Genomic DNA, 20,490 nt, shown 5'->3' on the forward strand with positions numbered 1-20,490 from the left:
GAGGTCAGAACAGCCCGTCCTGTACTCCGGCCGCTCCCTTGAGATCCCGCACGGGCACGGCACACGGCGCGCCGCCGGCCGGCACCAGCTCCCACCCGGTCATCAGCCGCGTGTCCAGCACGACGACCCCGCGCTCCGTCGACAGATGCAGATCCGGGCCCGCGGCCGCCACCAGCTCACCTCCGACCGCCCCGCCCGCCACCAGCTCGGCCACCTCCGCCACCGCGGCCGGCCCCGGTCCCGCCCCCGCGACCCCGAACACCTCCGCGTGGTCCACGCCCCGGAACGGCTCCGGCGTCAGCGACTCAGCCCAGCCACCGAGCCCCACCGCCCGCGCGTGCAGCTCCGCGATCTCGGACAGCCGCTCCGCCTCGGACTCGGGCAGCCCCGCCCGCACCGCTCGCTTGCGGGCGTACGGGATACGGTCGGGCACCCGCAGCGCGGCCCGCAGCAGCTCCTCGGTGCGCCGCGCGGCCATCAGCGGCCCGTGGCCCAGCCAGCTGAAGCACACGGCCCCCTGCTCCAGGAGCCGGGCGTCTCCCCGTGCGTACGCGGTGATCCCCACCTTGACCAGGCCCGGCCCGAACCACGCCAGGTACACGCGGTACGGCCGCGGATCGTCCGCGATCGTGTCGGCGGCCACGGAGTGCGCCCGGTCCAGCCGCGCGCACTCCTCGCACCGCGCCCCCGTGCTCCGCCCCGGCACCGCGGCCCCGGCCGGACACGCGTGCCCCCGCGCTCCCGTGCACGTCCGCACACCCCCTTCGGCGACCGCGAAGGCCACCCGCTTCCCCCGGGTCAGCGCACTGCCCCGCCCGCCGACCCACCGCAGCACGGGGCCGTCCGCCGCCCATCGCAGCCCCGCGCACTTCCACGCCTGTGCCATCGCCGTCGAGACTACGGGCCACCACTGACAACGCCCCCCGGCGAACCGGGGGGCGTCGTACCGGACAGCAGGTGCGTCAGGCCCAGGCGGTCCCCAGGGTCAGCTTCTCCACCCCGGTGACGTTCTGGACGTCGCTGTCGTAGTCGAACTCCTTGTAGGCGGCGCCCCCGAAGTGGGGGCAGGCCATGGTCGAACCCTCCAGCTCGGTGCCCGAGGCGGTCCGGAAGGTGACCCACCAGATGACGCAGCCACCGTCCGGGGCTCCCCAGCCGCCGCCCGGCAGCAGATCCTCGAGCCAGCCGGTCACCCGGGCCTGCCCGTTCTCGACGCAGATCTTGATCTCGCCCTTGCCGTACTTGTGCGTCTGGGCGTCGGTGACGCACTCGGGCGCCGCCGCGCGCTGCCCCGAGGCGGCCGAGGCCGTCGGCACCGCGAGCAGAGCCGCCGTTCCCAGCGCTCCGGCGATGGCCGTCGCCCGCACGAATCCACGCATGTCGTGTCCTCCCCCTGATCGACAGCGATCACCGTACAAGGGGGCCGCGGACGAACAGTAGATCGAAAAGGGCCGTCTCGGCTGGCCGGAAAATGCACTTTCCTACCGAAAGTACCCACCCGTGCGTAGGGTACGAACATGGACGACAGCAGGACGACCCTCGTGAACCGCGCACGCGCCGCCGATGCCGTGACGATGTGCCCCGAGCGCCTGCTCATGGAACACGTCACCAGCCGCTGGGGCACCCTGGTCCTGATCGCGCTGCTCGACCGCCCGTACCGCTTCAGCGAACTGCGCCGGGAGATCGGCGGGGTGAGCGAGAAGATGCTGGCGCAGACCCTGCGGACGCTGGAGCGCGACGGCCTGGTCCACCGGGACGCCAGACCCGTGATCCCGCCCCGCGTGGACTACTCCCTCACGGAGCTGGGCCGGGAGGCCGCCGAACAGGTGCGGGACCTCGCGCTGTGGACGGAGCGGCGGATGGCGGCCGTCGAGCGGGCCCGCGCGGCCTACGACGCGGCGAAGGCCTGAGGCGCCCGGCGCGCCGGGCGTACCCGGCGCGCCGCCGCCCTCGGCCGCGTCACTGCTGCAGGACCGCCTTCATGACGCTCTTGGCGATGGGCGCGCCGAGACCGCCACCGGAGATGTCCTCACGGGAGATGTCCATGTCGGTCGGGTCGATGAAGACGGCCACGGCGACCGAGGACCCGTCGTCCTTCTTGCCGTAGGAGACGAACCAGCCGTAGGGCACCTCGTCGTTGACGTCGACACCGCGCTGCGCGGTGCCGGTCTTGCCGCCGACCGTGATGCCGTCGATCTGGGCGCGGCGGGCGCTGCCCTCCTTGGCGGTGAACTCCATCATCTCCTGGACCTTCTGCGCGGTCTCGGCGGAGACGGCCTCGCTCATCACCTTGGGCTCGGTCTTCTCCAGCGTGCCGAGATCCGGCCCCTTGACCTCGTCGACGATGTACGGCTGCATCACCTTGCCGTCGTTGGCCAGCCCGGCGGTGACCAGGGCCATCTGCATCGGCGTACTGGTCAGGCTGCCCTGCCCCATGCCGGTGAGCGCGGTGCCCGGCGCGTCGAGGTCCTCCGGGTAGAGGCTCTTGGTGGCGAGCAGATCGCCGAAGTCCTCGGAGTAGACGTTCTCGTTGAACCCGAACTTCTGCGCCGTCTCGCGCATCTTGTCCTGCCCCAGCTTGGAGGCGGCGTCCAGGAAGACGTTGTTGCAGGAGTACTGCATGGCGGTCTTCATCGAGGCCTTGTTGCAGACCGCGTCGCCGGCCTCGCTGCCGATCTTGTTGCTGGCCTGCGGCAGCTGGTAGGGGGAGGCGGCGTCCGTGCGGGCGTCGACGTCGCTGACGATCCCGTGCTCCAGCGCGGCGGCCGCGGTGAGGATCTTGAAGGTGGAGCCCGGCGGGTAGGTCTCGCGCAGCGCGCGGTTGGCCAGCGGCTTGTTCTTCTGCTTGTCCAGCGCCACGAAGCGGTCGGACTCCTTGAAGGTGCTGCCCGCGAACGCCGACGGATCGTAGGAGGGCGCCGAGACCAGCGCCAGCACCTTCCCGGTCTGCGGGTCCAGCGCGACCACGGCGCCCCGCGCGCCCTTCAGGTCGGTCAGCCCGTCCCAGGCGGCCTTCTGCGCCTTGGGGTCGATGGTGGTGACCACCGAACCGGCGCGCCGGCCCTCACCGCTGACGACGTCGGCGAACCGCTGGAACGCCAGCCGGTCGTCCTTGCCGGTGAGGATGCCGTCGTAGGTCTTCTCCAGCAGCGTCATACCCTGGGCCTGCGACGCGTACCCCGTCACCGGCGCGTACATCGGCCCGTTGACATAGGTGCGCTTGAACTTGAGGTCGGTGCCGTTCACCTCGGTGGAGCCGGTGATGGCCCGGCCCCCGACGACGATGTCCCCGCGCGGGGTGGCGAACTGCTCGATCTGCACCCGCCGGTTCTTGGTGTCGGAGGCCAGCTCCGGCGCCCGGACGTACTGGAGCCAGTTCGCGCGGATCAGCAGACCGAGCACCAGCAGCCCACAGAAGATCGCCACGGCCCTCAGTGGCTTGTTCACCGGTTTCCCCCGTCGAGACTCGGCCGGACGGATATGAAGACGCGTCCTCGCAACATGGGCACACCCTAGACACAGTCACGGAGGCCGTTCATCCGGGTGGCGAAAAGCCAGAGGCCCCGTCGACTGCTCGACGGGGCCTCTGGAAGATGTGCACTCGGCAGGATTCGAACCTGCAACCTTCTGATCCGTAGTCAGATGCTCTATCCGTTAAGCTACGAGTGCTTGTCTTGTTCAGTTTTACCGCCGCTCCCGTTCCTTCCGGCCCGTTCGCGGCGACAGGAAGAACATTACATGACTGCCGCCGTCATGTGAAATCCGTTAGCCCCACCCCTTGTGAGCTGCGAAAACGCCCTTAAGGACGTCGAGCGGGGACCCCGGACAGCACCGAAGCCCCGGCCGTGTGGGCCGGGGCTTCGGTGATCGTGCGGAGGCGGAGGGATTTGAACCCTCGATGGGCTTTAAGACCCAAACCGCATTAGCAGTGCGGCGCCATAGACCGGACTAGGCGACGCCTCCAGACAACATCACCTCTCGCGTGCGAGCGCGAGTGGCGCGTGCCGATGATGACACAGTCGAGCGCGCTGTCACCAATCGACCCCCACGGTACTAGGCGGGCGGGCCGCGGGGCAAAGCCGTTGCGGTGCGGTCCACGGACGGCCGCGCAACGAACGGCGGGCCGGCGCGTTAGTCAGGGCATGCTCCAGGTCACCCGCACCCCCGCCGCCCGCCTCCTCGGCGCCGCCGCGCTGTCCGTCGCCTCCCTCGCCTCCCTGGCCGCCGCGCACCCGGCCGCGGCCCACGGCCCCGGCGCACCGCACGGCGATCACCTCACCGTCACCGTCCGGGACGCGGGGCCGGGCGCGGACGGGACCTACGAACTGCACTGCGGCCCCGCCGGCGGCAGCCACCCCGACCCGGCCGGCGCCTGCGACGTCGTCGAGCGCGACACGCGCTGGGGCCAGGACGCCTTCGCCCCGGTCCCCGAGGGCAGCTTCTGCACCATGCAGTACGGCGGACCGGCCACCGCGCACGTCACGGGCGTCTGGTCGGGGCGCCCCGTCGACGTGACGTACGACCGGCGGGACGGCTGCGAGATCTCCCGCTGGGACCGCATGGTGCCGCTGCTGCCCGAGGTGGGGGCGCCGGGACGGTCCTGACCGGGCGCCTCCCGGAGCGCGCGAGGGGTGGCGCGCGGGCGGCCGGTCACACGTTCCACGTCACTTCCGCGTGCGACCTCCGTCCCGTCCCACCCCGCCCGGCGGGCCCCAACCCTTAGACTCCCTCGCGTGACACGCTGCGGGCCGATTGGCAAGATGGCCCGAGCGGTCGGCAAGTGCGGTAACAGGAGGGAAGCGTCTCGTGAGCAGCAGGCCATCCCGAGGCGCTGCTCGCCTCGCAGCCATACTGGACGCGCTGCCTGACGCGTTGGTCCTGGTCAACGCCAACGGCACCGTGGTCAACGCCAACACCATCGCCCTGGAGGCCTTCGAGACCCCGGGCACCGCGCTGGTGGGGCGCGGGCTGCTGGATCTGCTGCCGCAGTTCGACTCGCGGCTCATCCCCGGGTCCATGCGGCGGCCGGACCACATCGACCCGCGGGCGCGCACCAAGCCCACGCGGATGGTCGCCCGGCGCACCGACGGCTCCGAGTTCCCGGTCGAGGTCACCAGCGCCAACCTGGAGACCGGCCAGCAGGCCTACGACACCTACGGCTACACCGGCGACGAACTGCTGATGCTGGTCGTCCGCGACCTCTCCGGCACCGTCGACACCGAGGCCGAGCTGGCGCGTTCGCAGCGGCAGACCGAGATGATCCTGCGGGCCGCCTCCGAGGGCGTCGTCGGCACCGACACCGACGGCCGGATCGTCCTCGTCAACCCGGCCGCCGCCCAGATACTGGGGTACCGGGCCAGCGACCTCGGCGGCCGCGAACTGCACACGCTCGTCCTGCACTCGCGGGCCGACGGCTCCCCCTTCCCGTACGACGAGTCCCCCCTCGCCGACACCCTGCGCTCCGGGCGCAAGCACCGGGTGCGCGGGCAGGTGGTGTTCGCCAAGAACGGCGACCCCTTGCCGGTCGACCTGACGACCGCGCCCGTCCGCGACGGCGACCAGCTCGTCGGCGCCGTCATGACCTTCACCGACCGGCGCCCGTACGACGCGCTGGTCAAGGAGCACGAGGACGCCGAGCGGCGGCACGCCGAGGAGCGGGAGCGGCTCGCCGAGGAGCACGCCGCCGAGCTGACCGCCCTGCGCCAGGAGCACGCGCGCGAACTGGCGGAGCTGCGGGAGAAGCACGCGGAGGAGACCGCCGCGGACGCCGACCGCTACGCCGCGCTCGGCGAGCGGGAGAAGGACCGCTACGAGGCGCTCGCCGCCCGGCACGAACAGCTGCTGACCCTCCTCGGGGGCTCCCTGCGCGGGCCCCTGGACGAACTGCGCCAGGAGCTGGCCGCGCTGGCCGCGGACGACGCCGGGCAGTTGTGGCCCGAGGCCAACCAGGTGCTGCACCACCTGTCGGCCGGCTACTCCCGCATCACCACCCTCATCGACAACGTCCTCGGCTACCAGCGTCTCGACGTCGGCAACGAGAACGTCGCCCGCACCAAGGTGATGCTCGACGCCGTCGTCGCCGCCGGTGTCGACGGGGCCGTCGAGCTGATCGGGCCGGGCCGCGTCCAGTTCGCCGTGCACGCGCCGCCCATCGAGGCGGAGGTCGATCCGCGACTGCTGGCCGTCGCGCTGGCCCATCTCGTCGCGGACGTCGCGGGCGTCGACGCCACCGGCAACTCGCCCGTGTCGGCGACCGGCGGCTACCTCGACAACACCGTCGTGGTCGCGGCGGCGCAGCGCGGCGAGGGCGTCCGCATCGAGGTGCGCGGACCGTACGCCGGGGGAGACCCGGTGCACGAGCCGATCGTGCGCGGGATCGTGCGGGCGCACGGTGGCGTGCTGCAGACGCACCAGGTGCCGGGCATGAGCGGCAGCGCCTACGTGCTGGAGGTGCCCGTCGGCGGTGGGGCGGGGGCCGTCGTCGCCGACGCCCCGGCACCGGAGGCACCGGCCCACGCGGAGGCGTCGGCCGCCGGTGCCGCGGAGGCGGGCAGCGCCCTGGCCGTCCGGGAGCCGGCGTCGGGCGCCGGACGGCGGCGTGCCCGGCGGGCTTCGGTCGACGCGTTCCTGGAGAGCGGGACCGATGGCGCGGCGGGCGAGGGTGCCGACGCCGATCCGACCGGCCCCGACGGGGACTCCGTACCGACCGGACGGCGCAGGCGGCGTGCCGCGCAGGACCAGGAACAGGCCGCCGGGGAGCAGATCCGGACACCGGCCCCGCTGCCCGTCCCCGCGCAGGCGGCGCCGGGCGAGGGGTCCGGCGGGACCGGGCGCCGGCGCGGACGTCCCGCGGAGAACGCGGACGCGGCCGGCGAGGGCCCGCTCCCGGCGGCGCTCGCCGGGGTGTCCGAGGGCGCCGTGGTCATGGCCGGCGAGCACGGCGGCGGGGCCGCGGCCTCCAACACCGGACTCGGCGGGACCGTACCGCCGCAGGGCGTCCCCGCGCCCGGCGGCCGGCGCGCCCGGCGGGACGGCGGTGAGCAGCACGCGCTGCCTCCGGCCCTGCCCGCGCAGGCCGGGTCGGCCGACCCCGCCGACGCGACCGGCGCCGACGGGGACCGGCCGACCGGACGCCGGCGCCGTGCCCTGGCATCCGCCAACGAGCGGGCCGCCGCGCAGGAGGCGGCGCCGCGTCAGGTCTTCGCCCTGCCGCCCGCCGACGCGGACCGGCCGTCCGACGGGCCGGTGGAGCCGGGCGGGGCGCCCGCCGCGGTGACGCCGGGTCAGGTCCCCGTGCCCGGACGGGCCCCCGTGCCCGGTCAGGCCGTGCCCGCTGACGTCCCGCTCGACGAGGGTCGGCACGACGCCGTGCCGCACCACCAGGCCGACGACCACACCCCGCCGCAGCCGCACCCGACCGAGGCGCCCACGGGTCGCCGCCGCCGAGCCGGGGCCGGCGCCCCGCAGGACGCGGAGTCCGTGCCGGCGCCGGGCGCGCCCGTGCACGGGCCCCCGGTGCCGCCGCGGGACACCTCCGCCGCCGGTCAGGGCGTACCGGCCGAGGTCCCGGCACAGGTGCCGGCCCCGGGCGTACCCGGGCCGGTGTCCCCGCCGGCCGCCGCCGCTCCGCACCCCGCCGGTGCCCCTGGCGCCGCGCAGCCGTGGCCCGGTGCCGCGGACGCGTCCGCAGCCGGAGCCCCCGTACCGCCCCACGGCGCCCCGCCACCGCCCACCGGGGCGCCCGCGCAGCCCGCCGGCGTACCCGTACCGCCCGACGGTGTCCCCGGCCCCGCTCCCGCGGCCGCCCCCGGCGCGACCGGAGCCGTCCCCGCCGCGCCGCAGGCCCCGGCGCCCCCGCGGACCGCCCCCGTCACCACGCCGAGCCGGGGCACCCCGCTGCCGCCCGAGAACGCTCCCGCTCCCCGCGCGGCGCAGCCGCTGCCCGCGGAGGCGACCGCGCCCGTCGACCCGAACTCGACCCAGGGACGGTCGATCAGCGTGCGGACGCTGGGCCAGGGCGTGCCGTTCAACCGGCAGGCGGTCCAGGTGCAGCAGCCGACGGCCACCCCCGCCCCGCAGCAGCCGAGCGGGTCGGGGCGGCGCCGCAAGCTGGGTACGCCGCCCGACCCGGCCACGGTCCGCCCGCACCCGTCGCCCGAGCAGCCGCCTACCGCCGCGCAGCCCGCGGCACCGCAGCAGCCCCAGCCCCAGCCCGCGGCGCCGGGGCCGGAACAGCCGCCCCTGGCCGGCGGCCAGCCCCGGCGCGCCCCGGGCACGGAGGGCGTCGGACGGTCGTACGCCATAGGGGCGCCGGACAAGAACGCCGCCGAGGGGCCCGAGCCGCTGGACGGGCCCGGCGGTGCCGTGGAGGTGGCCGACCCGCCGCGTCCGCAGCCGATGGACGACGAGCTGCCGCCGGAGCCGCTGGACAACCCGCGCCGGCTGCTCGTGTGGCCCGCGCCGGACGTCTCCACCCAGCAGGCGCTCAGCGACCGCGGCTACCGGCCGGTCATCGTGCACTCGCGCGAGGAGGTCGACGCGCAGATCGCGGCGTTCCCCGCCGCGCTGTTCGTGGACCCGCTGACCGGGCCGATCACCCGCACCGCGCTCCAGTCGCTGCGGCAGGCGGCCGTGGCCGCCGAGGTGCCGGTGCTGGTCACGGCCGGCCTCGGCCAGGCCTCGCGCGACGCCGCCTACGGTGCCGATCCGGCCGTCCTGCTGAAGGCGCTCGCGCCGCGGGACAGCGAGCAGCACCCGCCGCGCGTCCTGCTGATCGAGGAGCACGCGGAGATCGCGCTGGCGCTGACCGCGACGCTGGAGCGGCGCGGGATGCAGGTGGCGCGGGCGGCGAGCGACGCCGACGCGGTGGCGCTGGCGGGGCAGTTCCGGCCGAACCTGGTCGTGATGGACCTCATGCAGGTCGAGCGGCACCAGGGGGGCCACGCCGGGATCATCGACTGGCTGCGCGCCAACGGGCAGCTCAACCGCACCCCGCTCGTCGTCTACACGGCCGCCGTCGACCCGGCCGACCTGCCGCGGCTGGCCTCGGGCGAGACGGTGCTGTTCCTGGCGGAGCGTTCCACCAGTGGCGAGGTGCAGTCCCGGATCGTCGAGCTGCTCTCGCGGATCGGCACCAACTGACGTTCGGAGGGGGTCGGGTGAGCCGGGGAGCGTCCCCGGCTTCTCCGGCTTCTCCGGGTCCCCCGTTCCTCTGTCGGAACGGGCCGACCGGGCCGACCGGGTCCCCGCTATCCCTCGACGATCCTGCGGGCCGCCTTCTTGATCGAGGCGCGCAGCCGGTCGGCGTCCGTGTCCTCGCCGCCGACCAGGACCCGTTTCATCTGCGGCACGACGGAGGCCCAGTTGGCCATCGCGACCAGCAGGAAGAGCAGGTCGGGAGCCGGGATGGCGTCGGTGACCACGCCGCGCGCCTGGCCGTCCCGTACGGCGGCGACCTTGCGGGCGTAGTGCTCCTGGCGTTCGGCCTCGTGGGGGAGTTCGGCGGTGCCGTACTCCATGCCCTCCCAGAAGAGGAGGCGGAGCAGCTCCGGGTGGGCGGCGTGGTAGTCCATGAGGCGGTCGACCCAGCCCTCGACGTCGTCCGGGTCGACCGGGACGGAGATCGCGAGGTCGAGCATCTTCCTCTCCAGGACGGACGCGAACAGCTCGTTCTTGTTGCCGTAGTAGGCGTAGATGAGCTGCTTGTTGGCCCTGGCCTCGGCGGCGATGCGGTCGATGCGGGCACCGGCGATGCCATGGCGGGCGAACTCGGCGACCGCGGCTTCGAAGATCCGGGCCTTGGTCGCCTCGGGGTCTCTTGCTCCCATGGAGCCAGGGTAGCGGGGCGGTGGAGGTAACCAACCGTTTGGTTGACAGACGCGGGAAGGAAGACGAGACTCCCGTGGTTAGTTCCAACCAACCAGTTAGTTGTTAGTGTGCGCTCGAAGGAGTCGCTCCGCCCATGTCGTCACCCTCAGCGTCGTCACCGTCAGCAGCCACCCGGACCACGCCGGAGACCGACGCCCACGGCGCTCTCCGGGGAGGGCCCGCCGCCGCCTCCCGCCTCCTCCTCCCCCTGATCGCCCTGTGCACCGCCGTCACGGCGGCCAACATCTACCTCGCGGCGCCCCTGCTCCCGCTCATCGCCGAGGACTTCCGCTCCACCCCGTCGGCGGTGGCCTGGCTCGCCTCGGTCGCGCAGTTCGGGTACGCGGCCGGGCTGCTCTTCTTCGCCCCGCTCGGGGACAGCGTGAACCGGCGGCGGCTGGTCGCCGTCCTCTCGCTGGTCGCCGCGGCCGCGCTGGTCGCCGGCGCCGCCTCGGGCACCACCGGCGTGCTCGCCGGCGCCGTTCTGGTCGCCTCCGCCGCGACCGTCGTCCCGCAGCTGCTGGTCCCACTGGTCGCCGAGCGCGCCCCCGCCGACCGCCGGGCCCGGCACGTCGCGGCCGTCATCGCGGGCCTGTTCACCGGCGTGGTGGCCGCCCGGGTGCTGGGCGGGCTGGTCGGGCAGGCCTTCGGCTGGCGCGTGGTGTTCGTGGGCGCGGCCGCGCTCACCGTGCTGCTGGGCCTGGCGACCGCGTACGCCCTGCCCGTGGAGCGGCGGCGGCGCCGGGGCCCGCTGTTCTCGGGGCTCGCCGCGCTGCCGGGCGTGCTGCGCCACTCGCCGGACCTGTGGCGGGCGTGCGTGCGCCAGGCCGGGATGTACGGCGCCTGGAGCGCCCTGTGGACCACGCTCGCGCTGCTCCTGGCCGGGGACGACGGGTACGGCATGACCACCGCCGCGGCCGGACTGTTCGGCCTCTTCGGGCTCGCGGCGAGTGTCGTCGCGCCGCTCGCGGGCGGCTTCGTCGACCGGTTCGGTGCCGCCAAGGTCGTACGGTCCGCGTATGTGCTCGCGGCGGTGTCGGTGCCGCTGTTCTGGCTGGGCGGGCAGGTGATGGCGGCCCTGTGCGCGGCGGCGGTCCTGGTGCACGCCGCCCTGGTCGCCTCCCACGTCGCCAACCAGACCCTCGCCCTGACCACCACCTCCGCCCCGGCCACCGCGAACACGGCGTACGTCGTCGCCGGCTTCGCGGGCGGTGCCCTGGCCTCGGCCCTCGCGGGACCCGCGTACGGCCACTGGGGCTGGTCCGGCGTCTGCGCGGTGGCGGGGGCGTGGCTGGTGCTGGGGTGGGCGGCCACCGCAGTACGGGGGCGGTGAGGTCCGAGGCGTGCCGGGCGGGGAGCCACCCGGCACGCCGGTTCCCCTCATAGGCGGGTGACGTCCAGGCCCCCGTCGGCGTACTGCCGGCGCAGCACCTTCTTGTCGAACTTGCCGACGCTGGTCTTCGGCACCGCCTCGATGACCGTCCAGCGCTCGGGCAGCTGCCACTTGGCGATCTTGCCGTCCTCGGCGAGGAAGGTGCGCAGCTCCTCGAAGCCGATGCGCGCGCCCTCCTTGAGGACGACCGTGGCCAGCGGACGCTCGCCCCACTTGTCGTCGGGGACGGCGACCACGGCGGCCTCGGCGACGTCCGGGTGGGACATCAGGGCGTTCTCCAGCTCCACCGAGGAGATCCACTCGCCGCCGGACTTGATGACGTCCTTGGCGCGGTCGGTGAGGGTGAGGTAGCCGTCGGCGGAGATGGTGCCGACGTCACCCGTCTTCAGCCAGCCGTCCTCGCTGAACTTGTCGGCGGGGCGCAGCGGCTCGGCGCCGGGGCCGTTGTAGTAGGCGCCCGCGATCCAGTTGCCGCGGACCTCCAGCTCACCGGCGGACTCGCCGTCCCAGGGCAGGCGCTCGCCGCCGGGGCCGGTGAGGCGGGCCTCGACACCGGCCGGGAAGCGGCCCTGGGTGAGGCGGTAGGCGAACTCCTCCGAGGTGCCGACCGCGTGGGCCGGCGGCCGCGCGACCGTGCCCAGCGGCGAGGTCTCCGTCATGCCCCAGGCGTGGCAGACCCGCATGCCGAGCGCGTCGAAGGCCTCCATGAGCGACGGCGGACAGGCGGAGCCGCCGATGGTGACCTGCGTGAGGGAGGAGACGTCCCGGGGCTTCGCGGTCAGCTCGGCGAGCAGCCCCTGCCAGATGGTGGGGACGGCGGCGGCGTGCGTCGGCCTCTCGCTCTCGATCATCTCGGCGAGCGGCGCGGGCTGGAGGAAGCGGTCCGGCATCAGCATGTTCACGCCGGTCATGAAGGTGGCGTGCGGCAGTCCCCAGGCGTTGACGTGGAACTGCGGGACGACGACCAGCGAGGTGTCCTCGTCGGTCAGGCCCATCGACTGCGCCATGTTGACCTGCATCGAGTGCAGGTAGATGGAACGGTGGCTGTAGACCACGCCCTTGGGGTCGCCGGTGGTGCCGGACGTGTAGCACATGGCGGCCGCGGCACGCTCGTCCAGCTCGGGCCAGTCGTAGGTGTCCGGCTTCCCGGCGAGCAGGTCCTCGTACTCGTGCACCCGCACGGACGCCCCCTCCAGCAGGGAGCGGTCGCCGGGGCCGGTGACGACGACGTGCTCGACCGTCTTCAGGTGCGGCAGCAGCGGGGCGAGCAGCGGCAGCAGCGAACCGTTGGCGATCACCACGCGGTCGGCGGCGTGGTTGACGATCCAGGCCAGCTGCTCCGGCGGGAGGCGGAGGTTGAGGGTGTGGAGGACCGCACCCATGGAGGGGATCGCGAAGTACGCCTCGACGTGCTCCGCGTTGTTCCAGGCGAGTGTCGCCACCCGTTCGTCGTCCTGGACGGCCAGGTCCTCGCGCAGCGCGTGGGCCAGCCTGGCGGCCCGGGTGCCGATCTCGGCGAAGGAGCGGCGGTGCGGCTCGCCCTCGCCGGTCCAGGTGGTCACCTGTGAGCTGCCGTGGATCGTCGACCCGTGGGTGAGAATCCTCGATATCAGCAGCGGTACGTCCTGCATCGTGCTCAGCACGGTGTCCTCCCGGGGCGACATTGCCTGCGGCGGCAAGGGTTGCGCTGATTCTGCGCACATACCGCGCGGTATGTCACTACTCCCGGGTGATCGATCAACGGGCGTTCCCCGACGCGGCGGCCGGCCGGACCTCCCCGTACCCTCCTCAGAGCCCTCTCAGACCCCCCTGAGACCCTCCTGAGACCCTCCGGAGGCCCTCCTAGGACCGGACAATCCCCAGCTCAGGGTCGTCGCGGAGCTTGCCGAGCGCCCGGGAGACCGCCGACTTCACCGTGCCCACGGAAACTCCGAGCACTTCGGCCGTCTGGACCTCGCTGAGGTCCTCGTAGTACCTGAGGACGACCATCGCCCGCTGCCGGGCCGGCAGCTTCATGATCGCCCGCCACATCGCGTCGCGCAGGGCCTGCCGCTCCGCCGGGTCGTCGCCACCGGGGGCGGGTTCCGGCTCGGGCAGCTCGTCGCAGGCGAACTCGTCGACCTTGCGCTTGCGCCACTGCGAGGTCCGGGTGTTCAGCAGCGCCCTGCGCACGTAGCCGTCCAGGGCGCGGTGGTCCTCGATGCGGTCCCAGGCCACGTACGTCTTGGTGAGCGCGGTCTGCAGCAGGTCCTCCGCGTCGCTCGGGTTCGCGGTCAGCGACCGGGCGGTACGCAGCAGCACCGGCTGGCGGGCCTTCACGTACGAGGAGAACGACGGGTAGGCGAAGGCCTGCGTCCTCGCTGCCGCCAGGGCTGTGGCCATGGCCGAGCCCTTGGCCGAGCCCCTGGCCGGGGCCTTGGCCGGAGCCTGGGCCGTGGCGGCGTCCGAAGCGCTGGTGCAGACGAGTGTGGTCATGACTCAACGCTATGAGCGGGGGATGCCCGGCGGATCGGCCGCAGGTCCCGAAGCAGAGTCCGCCTCAGGTTGTAGGGGTGGTGCCGGCTGCACCTCCTGTAGGTGGACGAGAGGAGGAGACGTACTGCGGGTTCACCCCTGGGGGCTCGCCGGACGCACACGAAAACGCCTGGGCGGCGATACCGGAGTACCGCCGCCCAGGCGTCTTGCGACCCCATGAAGCACACCCGTCCGAAGAGCGAGGGGCCGGCGCGGGAGCGCACCCGCGCCGGCCCCTCAGATCACCACCACAGCGGGGTGAAGCTGACGGCCACGTTCTCGTTGCCCTGGTTGATCGCGGTGAAGGCGGAGCCGTCGACCTGGGCGGTGTTGCTCTGGTTCGAGGCCCCCGAGCCGACCGCCTGCTGCTGCGTGGTGGACGAATTGCCGTTGTTGTCCCCGCCGACACCACTGCCGAGGATGCCCGCGAAGGCCTCCGCGGCGGTCGCGTTCGATCCGTCGTTCGCGAGTGCGCCGTTGTCCGCCGTCGCCACCCCGCCGAGGAGCGCGGCGGCGAGCGGCAGGGCGACGACGGCGGCGACGACGCGAGCGGTACGGATGCTTGCCATGTTGTTCCTCCAGAACAAGTGCGTGTCGACCGGAGCCGAGCACGCGAGAAGTACGTGAAGCTGCCTGGACCTGCGTGAAGTTGCGTGAAGCGGATTCCAACCAGAGCTTGGGCCGAGGCAGTTGGCCGACCGCCTCGACGCTGTGCACGACGTCGCGTGATCAGAGTTGCCCACCGCATCCCCGGCGAACCACCCCCGAAGGCCCGATTCGCCCTCAAGCGTGATGACAAGTCGATAAACCCCTTTGCGTCCCTTCCGTACCAGCCCGGGGCAGCACGGACAGGTCCTACCCAAGTGCCGCAAGAGGTGAAGCGTTCCGCCACTTTCTCCACCCACCGCACCTCCCCGGCGCGTCGCACGCGGCCGCCCTTCCCTTTTTCGAACGTACGTACGAACATAGAGGCATGGCCACCCCAGACCGGCAGGCCACGACCCTGGCCCTCGCCCACGCCCTGTCAGCCGCCGAGCGCGGGCTGGCCGTCATCCCCCTGTCGAGGACGAAGCTCCCGGCTCTGCGCTCGCCCCACCGCGACGATCCGGCCCCGGCCCCCTGCCACGGTGAGTGCGGCCGCCCCGGCCACGGGGTGCACGACGCCACCACCGACCCGGCCCGCATCCGCGCACTCTTCGCCGCCGCCCCCTGGGCCACGGGTTACGGCATCGCCTGCGGCCTGCCCCCGTACCACCTCATCGGCGTCGACCTGGACACCAAGTCGGAGACGGACTCCTCGGCCGCCCTGCGCGAACTCGCCCTGCGCCACCTGTTCACGATCCCGCCCACGGTCGTCGTCCTGACCCCCAGCGGAGGCCGCCACCTGTGGCTGAGCGGCCCGCCCGACGCCGTCGTGCCCAACTCGGCCGGGCGCCTGGCCACCGGCATCGACATCCGCGGTGCCGGCGGCTACCTGGTCGGCCCCGGCTCCCGCACCCGGCACGGTACGTACACCGCCGCGCCCGGCACGGCCCACCTCGCCCCCGCGGCCTGCCCGCCCGCGCTCCTGCGCCTCCTGCTGCCACCGCCCCGTACGCCCCGGCCGTCCCCGGCCCGGACCGAGGAGCACGGCCAGGGCCTCGTCCAGTTCGTCCTCGCCGCCCACGAGGGCCAGCGCAACACCCGCCTCTTCTGGGCCGCCTGCCGCGCCTACGAGGACGGCATCGGCCCGGCGCTCGTCGCTCCGCTGGTCGAGGCGGCCCTCGACACCGGCCTCACCGAGCGCGAGGCCCGCGCGACGATCGCGTCCGCCGCCCGCATGACGGGCCACCACCCCTGACCCGACGCACCGGAGCCCCCACCCCCGCCACCGGCGTCCACCTCCACCCCTGCCCCCTCCCCCAGCCCTCCCTCCTTCCTCCCTCCCCCCAGCCCTCTCGGCACGAACCCGAAAGCCTTCGATGCACGACCGCCCCCGAGTGCCGGCCCTGTCACTGACCCGGGTCGTCCTGTCCTCCGGCCGCAGCGTCGACCTGGCCGAGCTGCACCTCGCGTCGACGTACGGCGGCCTGCTGGAGGGCTACCCGTGCGGCCCCGTCAACGACCTGCGCATCAGGGAGCTGGTGCACACCGCCGAGCGGATGTCCCCGAACACACCGGTGCATCTGGTGCCGCCCCCGCGCGAGTACCCGGACCAGTACGCGGGTGCCCTCGGCCCGGTGGAGGTGCTGCCGCGCGTGGCCTGCGTGGGACGCTTCTCCTCCGCGGCCCTCGATCCGGCCAACGACCCGTTCCTGCACCGCTCGGCGCTGACCGTCGTCTGGTTCCAGCCCACCTCGCGCGTCCCGTCGGCGCGGGACACGGAGCCCGCCCAGCGGGAGGTCGACTGGGCCGGCCTGGCCCGCGACTACGAACTCTGAGGCCGGTCCGGCACGGACCACGAACTCAGAGGCCGGCCCAGCACGGATTACGAACTCCGAGGCCGATCCAGCACGGACTACGAACTCCGAGGCCGGTCCGGCACGGCGGCGGTCTCGTCCTTCCGCCACGGACCGACGCCGAGTTCGCCCGTGGTGCCGAGGTCGAGCCCCGGCGCGACCACGACGGGGTCCGACCCGGACGCGGCCCGCACCCTGACGTACGGCACGTTCACCGCCTCGCCGGCCTGCGTGGTGTTGCGCCACGCCATGCTCGCCGCGGCCGACTCGCCCGGCCGCAGGGTCACCCGCCGGACCGGCTCACTCCCGCCCGCCATGGGGATGCCCTCGGTGCCGCGCAGGATCTCGATCCCCTCGACCGGTGCCAGCTCCTCGTCGAGCAGCTGGAGCACCGGATACCCCTCGACGGAGTACGGGCGGGCGCCGCAGTTCTCCAGGTGCAGCCCCACCACCCGCAGCCCCATGGCGGCGTCGCCCTCGTCCGCCGTGAGCCGCAGCCCGGACGGCGGGCAGGAACCGGCGGCCGCCGGCGCCTCGTCCGCGGGCACCCGCTTCACGTCCAGGATCCGCACGTGCTCCGCGTCGAGGCCCGCGCCATTCAGATGCCCTACGGCGTCCAGCGTGCGCCGCACGGTCCGCCCCGCGCCCACGGACGCCACCGTCTCCGTGGCGTCGGACATCGCCCTGCCCTGGTCGTCCAGCAGGGAGAAGGTGATCGTGTAGGTGAAGGCTTCGGCCCCCTGGTTGGTCACCGAGTACGCGACCACGCACGAGGACGCGCTCGCCTCCGGCAGCCCCGGAAGGCTGTCCGCCGTCACGGACACCCCGGGCCGCCGGCTCTCCCCGCCGACGGACGGGGCACCGGCCTCCCCCTGCGCGCCGTCGCCCCGCTCGACCGCGCCGAGGATCCGCACCCCGTGGTTCTCCGGCCCCGCAGCACCGGATGCCTGCACCCCGCACCGTCCCCCCGGCCCGCTCTCCCCTCCCGCACCGCCCGCGCCTCCGTCGCCGGACGCGGCGGTCTGGGTACCGCAGGCACCGATCAGGAGACTGGCGAGGAGAGCACCGCAGGCCGTGACCGGCACTCGGAGCTGGGGAGTCCGCATCGCCCCAGCCCACCAGCCACACCCCTCGACGACCGTGGCGGAAGCCACACCTCCGGTCACAGCCCTGTCACAGTCCCGCTCCCTCGCCTCAGGGAGACGATCACGGCGGCGAGCCCGGCGCTGATTACGAAGCCGCCCACCATGACCATCCCCACCCCGATGACGAAGAGCCCACTGCCGTCGTCCGACCAGTCGCGGTAGGCGCAGGCCGTCAGTCCGACGGTGACGCCGAGCACCGCACCGACGGCGTACCCCCGCCACACCGCCCAGCACACCGGCCCCAACAGGGTCAGCACGAGCCCGATCACCTGCCACGCCTCGTACGGCCCGGTCGTCGTGCCGTCGGCGTGCACGTCCCGCTCCTGGTCCCACCCCAGCCATCCGGCCCACAGAGCCGAGGTCACCGCGACCACCACGAGGGCCGACAGCAGCTGGTGGACGGTCTTCACCGGTCGTTTTTCCATGCCTCAACGCTCCGCCACCCGCCCGGGACCGACCAGAGCGCAGGTACTCAGTTCCCGCCGAGTAGGAGCACGGGGTCACAGCGAGCACGCGCGCCGCCAGGGGCAGGGTTCAACGGCATCGTCGTGCCAGCTGCGCGCCCCTCGGCCGGCACCCGTCATGGCCGGGATTCCGTCACCGTCCGCCCGCCCGACCCCCTCGATCCCGGGCATGGACGCGGACCGGGTCGAGGTGGAGTTCATTCGGCCCCATGCAGTCGGCGGCCCAGGTCGCCAGGCGAGAACCGCAGACACAGGCCAGGTTGGGGCCGTGCGCGCCGGTGGGACCGCAACACCCCCGCCAGTTGGCCCCGAGCGTGAAGGGCTCGAGGCGCGGCAGGACATCGTCCGGGTGGACGACGACGCTGTTCCGCCGCCCGGCGGACTCCGTGATGCCGGTGCCGGTACGCAGCAACTCGCGCCCCGCGCCGCCGACGTGACGGCGAGACTCCCCGACAGGAACCCATGGGGCACCCCAAGGCTCGGGGTCGAGGGCGTAGTACCCACGGGCAACGGTGGACCGAGCCCGGCCCGTGTCCGGGTCCCGCCCGTGATCGGGGTCCCCCACCTCCGGCACACACGACAGCGCCAGCAGACCGCCGGTGAGCGCGACCCCGCATCCGGCGCAGTGGAAAACAGTCACGGGACGGGTTCTACCGCGTGCCGGGCGAAAACGTCCAAGGACATCCGCACCGGCCGGCGACCCGCTTACCGCCGTACAAGGCACGCGCACACGCCGACGGCCCCTGACCACAACGCCTGGTCAGGGGCCGTCAACGACTGCGGTGGGTGTGGGATTTGAACCCACGGTGACTTGCGCCACGACGGTTTTCAAGACCGACGGCAACCATTGCCGGACATGGGTTCTGACCTGCGAGGTAGACCCTCTTGCCAGGGTTCAAGCTGTCACTGGCCCACACATGGCCCACGTCGGCGCTGGATCACCCACCTCGAAGCGCTGTGACGAGCGCGGCAATGGCACCTAGCAATCCCGCGACCGCAGCGATCCCAGTGAGCCAAAGACTGACCCACCGGTACCCACCTTCGGTAATCTCCCTCGGAGGAGGTCCTTCGAGCATCCGACTGGTTCTCCTTCGTACAGGCCACGGTAGTCGCGTACCGAGGCTGAGACTGTGCCCCGTTCCCTCACCCCTGAGGGAGCGGGGCATCCTGCTTCACAGAAGTCAATCTGTCCGTCGAAGAGTCCGCGCACCCGCCGGTCATTTCCGGCAACCTCCGGACAGAACCGGCTGCTCTGACCTAGGCTTTCGCAGCGCGTCCCGGACAGCTCCGGACGCTGATGGACGATCTCGGACACTGCCGGACAGGGGTGGCTTTGACTGACAGCGTGGCTAAGCACCTGCGGGATCTGCGCGTACGCGCTGGCGATCCTTCGTACCGCGAAATAGAGCGCCTAATAGCCCGACAAGGGCGCCCTAATCCTATGGCGCGTTCAACGATACAAGAAAAAATATCCGGAAGATCCAGGGCTTCAGCGTCCCAGGTTTTTTCACTTGTTGAGGCACTCGCAGAACACGCTAGGCTGCATCAGATAAAACTGTCACCACAGGAAATCGATCAGGCGGTTTGGCAGTCAAGGGTCACGAATTCTGCAAGTACTAAGAACCATGTGACTCGCCCCACAAATGACGCAAAAACTTCAGATAACACCAGCCCACCATGGGACGTAGCGCCGCTCCGCTACGCAGGCATGACGGATCTAGTAGAAATAGTGGAGAGCTCTAGTGGTACGCCAATTTCGGGTTGGCTGCCACACATCGTAAGCGAAATGTATAAATCAGAGATGTCCTGTTCCACCCTCCTGGAGCGAGCCGCCAAGGAAAGCCCACAGGATGTCGTACAGACTTTGGCTGAACTAGAACGCATATTCCCTCGCCCCCGAAAAGATCCGGATGACCCTTGGAGTGGCTATTCCGCCAGCAATGAAGCAACGGCACAACTACTTCTGCGATTCGCCGCACGATTCCAGGGAGTCACGAGAACGCCGGTCGTCATTGTGGCCATGCGAAGGAGCGGCGTTGGAGTTTACGTTGAGGACTACCTATCCCGTGTGGCTAGTTGGCACCTAGCGCCCGGCTTAGAGATGATAGTCAATCGTCTGAGATCAGCGAAATTGGAGGGCGACGCCAGAACTCTTCTGCGCTGCGTCGGGTCAGACAGAGTCGAACATCGAGTAGTCGAAGTCGTGGAGCACTTCCATAACAAAGGCGCCACGCAAGATAGAGATAAAGTGCTGGCGGGTATGGTGGCAAGCAGCGTAGAGCGCACTATCATAGCCCTCCGCTGGATTGACACGCTCGAAGAACAGAAGGAATTGAAAGCCGTCGTAAATGGGGCCATTCCATGGGGGGAAGCGGCCGATTATGCAGCCAGGCTGAAGACGGAAGGCTACACAGAAATAGCTGATCAACTGGTTATCTATTCCGACGAGCCACCCTTCTAACGGCGAATCAGCGCGGTGGCTGGTAGGTCCAGTTCGTCCGGCCGTCTGCTTGACGACTGTGCCGTGGATACTGTCTAAGACGCCATTTCACTTGGCGTGATCTTGCGGCAGTCTGGGGTGATGACTGCTGCGCTTGTCGAGCGGATGGCGCCGGAAGATCTGTGGGCTCTGTTCCAGCGGGTGGTGCCGCCAGCGCCGGTTCGCCCGC

Annotated in this window: 16 protein-coding genes, 2 tRNA genes and 1 pseudogene; 8 read left to right on the plus strand and 11 right to left on the minus strand. The window is 72.2% G+C overall.

Annotated elements, in window-relative coordinates:
- Positions 1-4: 4 nt before the first annotated feature.
- Together AC07FV_RS33365 and AC07FV_RS33370 are read right to left on the minus strand one after the other, a co-directional pair.
- Entirely contained in the window at positions 5-886 is an 882-nt protein-coding gene (locus AC07FV_RS33365; protein ID WP_479091382.1) for a DUF2797 domain-containing protein, read from the minus strand.
- A gap of 76 nt (positions 887-962) precedes the next feature.
- Positions 963-1,379 (minus strand): hypothetical protein, encoded by a 417-nt coding sequence (locus AC07FV_RS33370; RefSeq protein WP_479091383.1) that lies wholly within the window; start codon positions 1,377-1,379, stop codon positions 963-965.
- 138 nt (positions 1,380-1,517) lie between these two features.
- Here AC07FV_RS33370 and AC07FV_RS33375 point away from each other — a divergent pair, with 138 nt between their 5' ends.
- A complete protein-coding gene (locus AC07FV_RS33375; protein WP_479091385.1) occupies positions 1,518-1,910 on the plus strand; it encodes a winged helix-turn-helix transcriptional regulator in 393 nt (130 codons plus the stop codon).
- Between the two features lie 49 nt (positions 1,911-1,959).
- Here AC07FV_RS33375 and AC07FV_RS33380 read toward each other — a convergent pair whose 3' ends face one another.
- From AC07FV_RS33380 to AC07FV_RS33390, 3 genes are all read right to left on the minus strand, one after another.
- The gene (locus AC07FV_RS33380; RefSeq protein WP_479091387.1) at positions 1,960-3,447 is read right to left on the minus strand and encodes a peptidoglycan D,D-transpeptidase FtsI family protein; all 1,488 of its coding nucleotides are present in this window, start codon (positions 3,445-3,447) and stop codon (positions 1,960-1,962) included.
- Positions 3,448-3,596: 149 nt separating this feature from the next.
- A tRNA-Arg gene (locus AC07FV_RS33385) sits at positions 3,597-3,669 on the minus strand.
- Between the two features lie 203 nt (positions 3,670-3,872).
- Positions 3,873-3,963, minus strand: a tRNA-Ser gene (locus tag AC07FV_RS33390).
- A 179-nt stretch (positions 3,964-4,142) separates the two neighbouring features.
- Between AC07FV_RS33390 and AC07FV_RS33395 the strand changes: the two genes are divergently transcribed.
- Both AC07FV_RS33395 and AC07FV_RS33400 read left to right on the plus strand, forming a co-directional pair.
- Positions 4,143-4,604 carry an SSI family serine proteinase inhibitor gene (locus AC07FV_RS33395; protein WP_479091389.1) on the plus strand — a complete coding sequence of 154 codons (462 nt, stop codon included), beginning with the start codon at positions 4,143-4,145 and terminating at the stop codon, positions 4,602-4,604.
- Between the two features lie 202 nt (positions 4,605-4,806).
- A complete protein-coding gene (locus AC07FV_RS33400) occupies positions 4,807-9,141 on the plus strand; it encodes a PAS domain-containing protein (RefSeq protein ID WP_479091391.1) in 4,335 nt (1,444 codons plus the stop codon).
- A 107-nt stretch (positions 9,142-9,248) separates the two neighbouring features.
- Here the strand turns inward: AC07FV_RS33400 and AC07FV_RS33405 are convergent, their stop codons facing one another.
- Positions 9,249-9,827 (minus strand): TetR/AcrR family transcriptional regulator, encoded by a 579-nt coding sequence (locus AC07FV_RS33405; protein ID WP_479091392.1) that lies wholly within the window; start codon positions 9,825-9,827, stop codon positions 9,249-9,251.
- 134 nt (positions 9,828-9,961) lie between these two features.
- Between AC07FV_RS33405 and AC07FV_RS33410 the strand changes: the two genes are divergently transcribed.
- Positions 9,962-11,200: an MFS transporter gene (locus AC07FV_RS33410; protein WP_479091393.1), complete on the plus strand. Its 1,239-nt coding sequence runs from the start codon at positions 9,962-9,964 to the stop codon at positions 11,198-11,200.
- 47 nt (positions 11,201-11,247) lie between these two features.
- Here the strand turns inward: AC07FV_RS33410 and AC07FV_RS33415 are convergent, their stop codons facing one another.
- The 3 genes from AC07FV_RS33415 to AC07FV_RS33425 all read right to left on the minus strand — a co-directional run bounded on the left by AC07FV_RS33415 (position 11,248) and on the right by AC07FV_RS33425 (position 14,343).
- Positions 11,248-12,924, minus strand: coding sequence for a long-chain fatty acid--CoA ligase (locus tag AC07FV_RS33415; RefSeq protein ID WP_479091395.1), 1,677 nt, complete (start codon positions 12,922-12,924; stop codon positions 11,248-11,250).
- Between the two features lie 178 nt (positions 12,925-13,102).
- Positions 13,103-13,735 carry a SigE family RNA polymerase sigma factor gene (locus AC07FV_RS33420; protein ID WP_479091397.1) on the minus strand — a complete coding sequence of 211 codons (633 nt, stop codon included), beginning with the start codon at positions 13,733-13,735 and terminating at the stop codon, positions 13,103-13,105.
- A 281-nt stretch (positions 13,736-14,016) separates the two neighbouring features.
- Positions 14,017-14,343, minus strand: a complete 327-nt coding sequence (locus AC07FV_RS33425) for a hypothetical protein (protein ID WP_384689369.1) — start codon at positions 14,341-14,343, stop codon at positions 14,017-14,019.
- A gap of 404 nt (positions 14,344-14,747) precedes the next feature.
- Here AC07FV_RS33425 and AC07FV_RS33430 point away from each other — a divergent pair, with 404 nt between their 5' ends.
- Positions 14,748-15,614 carry a bifunctional DNA primase/polymerase gene (locus AC07FV_RS33430; protein ID WP_479091399.1) on the plus strand — a complete coding sequence of 289 codons (867 nt, stop codon included), beginning with the start codon at positions 14,748-14,750 and terminating at the stop codon, positions 15,612-15,614.
- A 121-nt stretch (positions 15,615-15,735) separates the two neighbouring features.
- Positions 15,736-16,194 (plus strand): hypothetical protein, encoded by a 459-nt coding sequence (locus tag AC07FV_RS33435; RefSeq protein ID WP_479091401.1) that lies wholly within the window; start codon positions 15,736-15,738, stop codon positions 16,192-16,194.
- 77 nt (positions 16,195-16,271) lie between these two features.
- Here the strand turns inward: AC07FV_RS33435 and AC07FV_RS33440 are convergent, their stop codons facing one another.
- The gene (locus AC07FV_RS33440; protein WP_479091403.1) at positions 16,272-17,165 is read right to left on the minus strand and encodes a DUF4232 domain-containing protein; all 894 of its coding nucleotides are present in this window, start codon (positions 17,163-17,165) and stop codon (positions 16,272-16,274) included.
- Positions 17,166-17,374: 209 nt separating this feature from the next.
- Entirely contained in the window at positions 17,375-17,782 is a 408-nt protein-coding gene (locus AC07FV_RS33445) for a hypothetical protein (protein WP_479091405.1), read from the minus strand.
- Between the two features lie 2,242 nt (positions 17,783-20,024).
- On the opposite strand from AC07FV_RS33445, the gene AC07FV_RS33450 reads away from it, so the two are divergent.
- Together AC07FV_RS33450 and AC07FV_RS33455 are read left to right on the plus strand one after the other, a co-directional pair.
- Positions 20,025-20,282 (plus strand): hypothetical protein, encoded by a 258-nt coding sequence (locus tag AC07FV_RS33450; protein WP_479091407.1) that lies wholly within the window; start codon positions 20,025-20,027, stop codon positions 20,280-20,282.
- 120 nt (positions 20,283-20,402) lie between these two features.
- Positions 20,403-20,490, plus strand: a pseudogene (locus AC07FV_RS33455) (IS5/IS1182 family transposase); the annotation flags it as partial.

This window comes from Streptomyces sp. NPDC045956 (genome assembly GCF_056430705.1).

Excerpts from the sequence above, each read along its gene's own strand:
- AC07FV_RS33375 (WP_479091385.1), top strand. The coding sequence starts at position 1,518 with ATGGACGACAGCAGGACGACCCTCGTGAACCGCGCACGCGCCGCCGAT.
- AC07FV_RS33445 (WP_479091405.1), bottom strand. The coding sequence starts at position 17,782 with ATGGAAAAACGACCGGTGAAGACCGTCCACCAGCTGCTGTCGGCCCTC.
- AC07FV_RS33430 (WP_479091399.1), top strand. The coding sequence starts at position 14,748 with ATGGCCACCCCAGACCGGCAGGCCACGACCCTGGCCCTCGCCCACGCC.
- AC07FV_RS33410 (WP_479091393.1), top strand. The coding sequence starts at position 9,962 with ATGTCGTCACCCTCAGCGTCGTCACCGTCAGCAGCCACCCGGACCACG.
- AC07FV_RS33365 (WP_479091382.1), bottom strand. The coding sequence starts at position 886 with ATGGCACAGGCGTGGAAGTGCGCGGGGCTGCGATGGGCGGCGGACGGC.
- AC07FV_RS33415 (WP_479091395.1), bottom strand. The coding sequence starts at position 12,924 with ATGTCGCCCCGGGAGGACACCGTGCTGAGCACGATGCAGGACGTACCG.
- AC07FV_RS33395 (WP_479091389.1), top strand. The coding sequence starts at position 4,143 with ATGCTCCAGGTCACCCGCACCCCCGCCGCCCGCCTCCTCGGCGCCGCC.
- AC07FV_RS33425 (WP_384689369.1), bottom strand. The coding sequence starts at position 14,343 with ATGGCAAGCATCCGTACCGCTCGCGTCGTCGCCGCCGTCGTCGCCCTG.
- AC07FV_RS33405 (WP_479091392.1), bottom strand. The coding sequence starts at position 9,827 with ATGGGAGCAAGAGACCCCGAGGCGACCAAGGCCCGGATCTTCGAAGCC.
- AC07FV_RS33370 (WP_479091383.1), bottom strand. The coding sequence starts at position 1,379 with ATGCGTGGATTCGTGCGGGCGACGGCCATCGCCGGAGCGCTGGGAACG.
- AC07FV_RS33420 (WP_479091397.1), bottom strand. The coding sequence starts at position 13,735 with ATGACCACACTCGTCTGCACCAGCGCTTCGGACGCCGCCACGGCCCAG.
- AC07FV_RS33435 (WP_479091401.1), top strand. The coding sequence starts at position 15,736 with ATGCACGACCGCCCCCGAGTGCCGGCCCTGTCACTGACCCGGGTCGTC.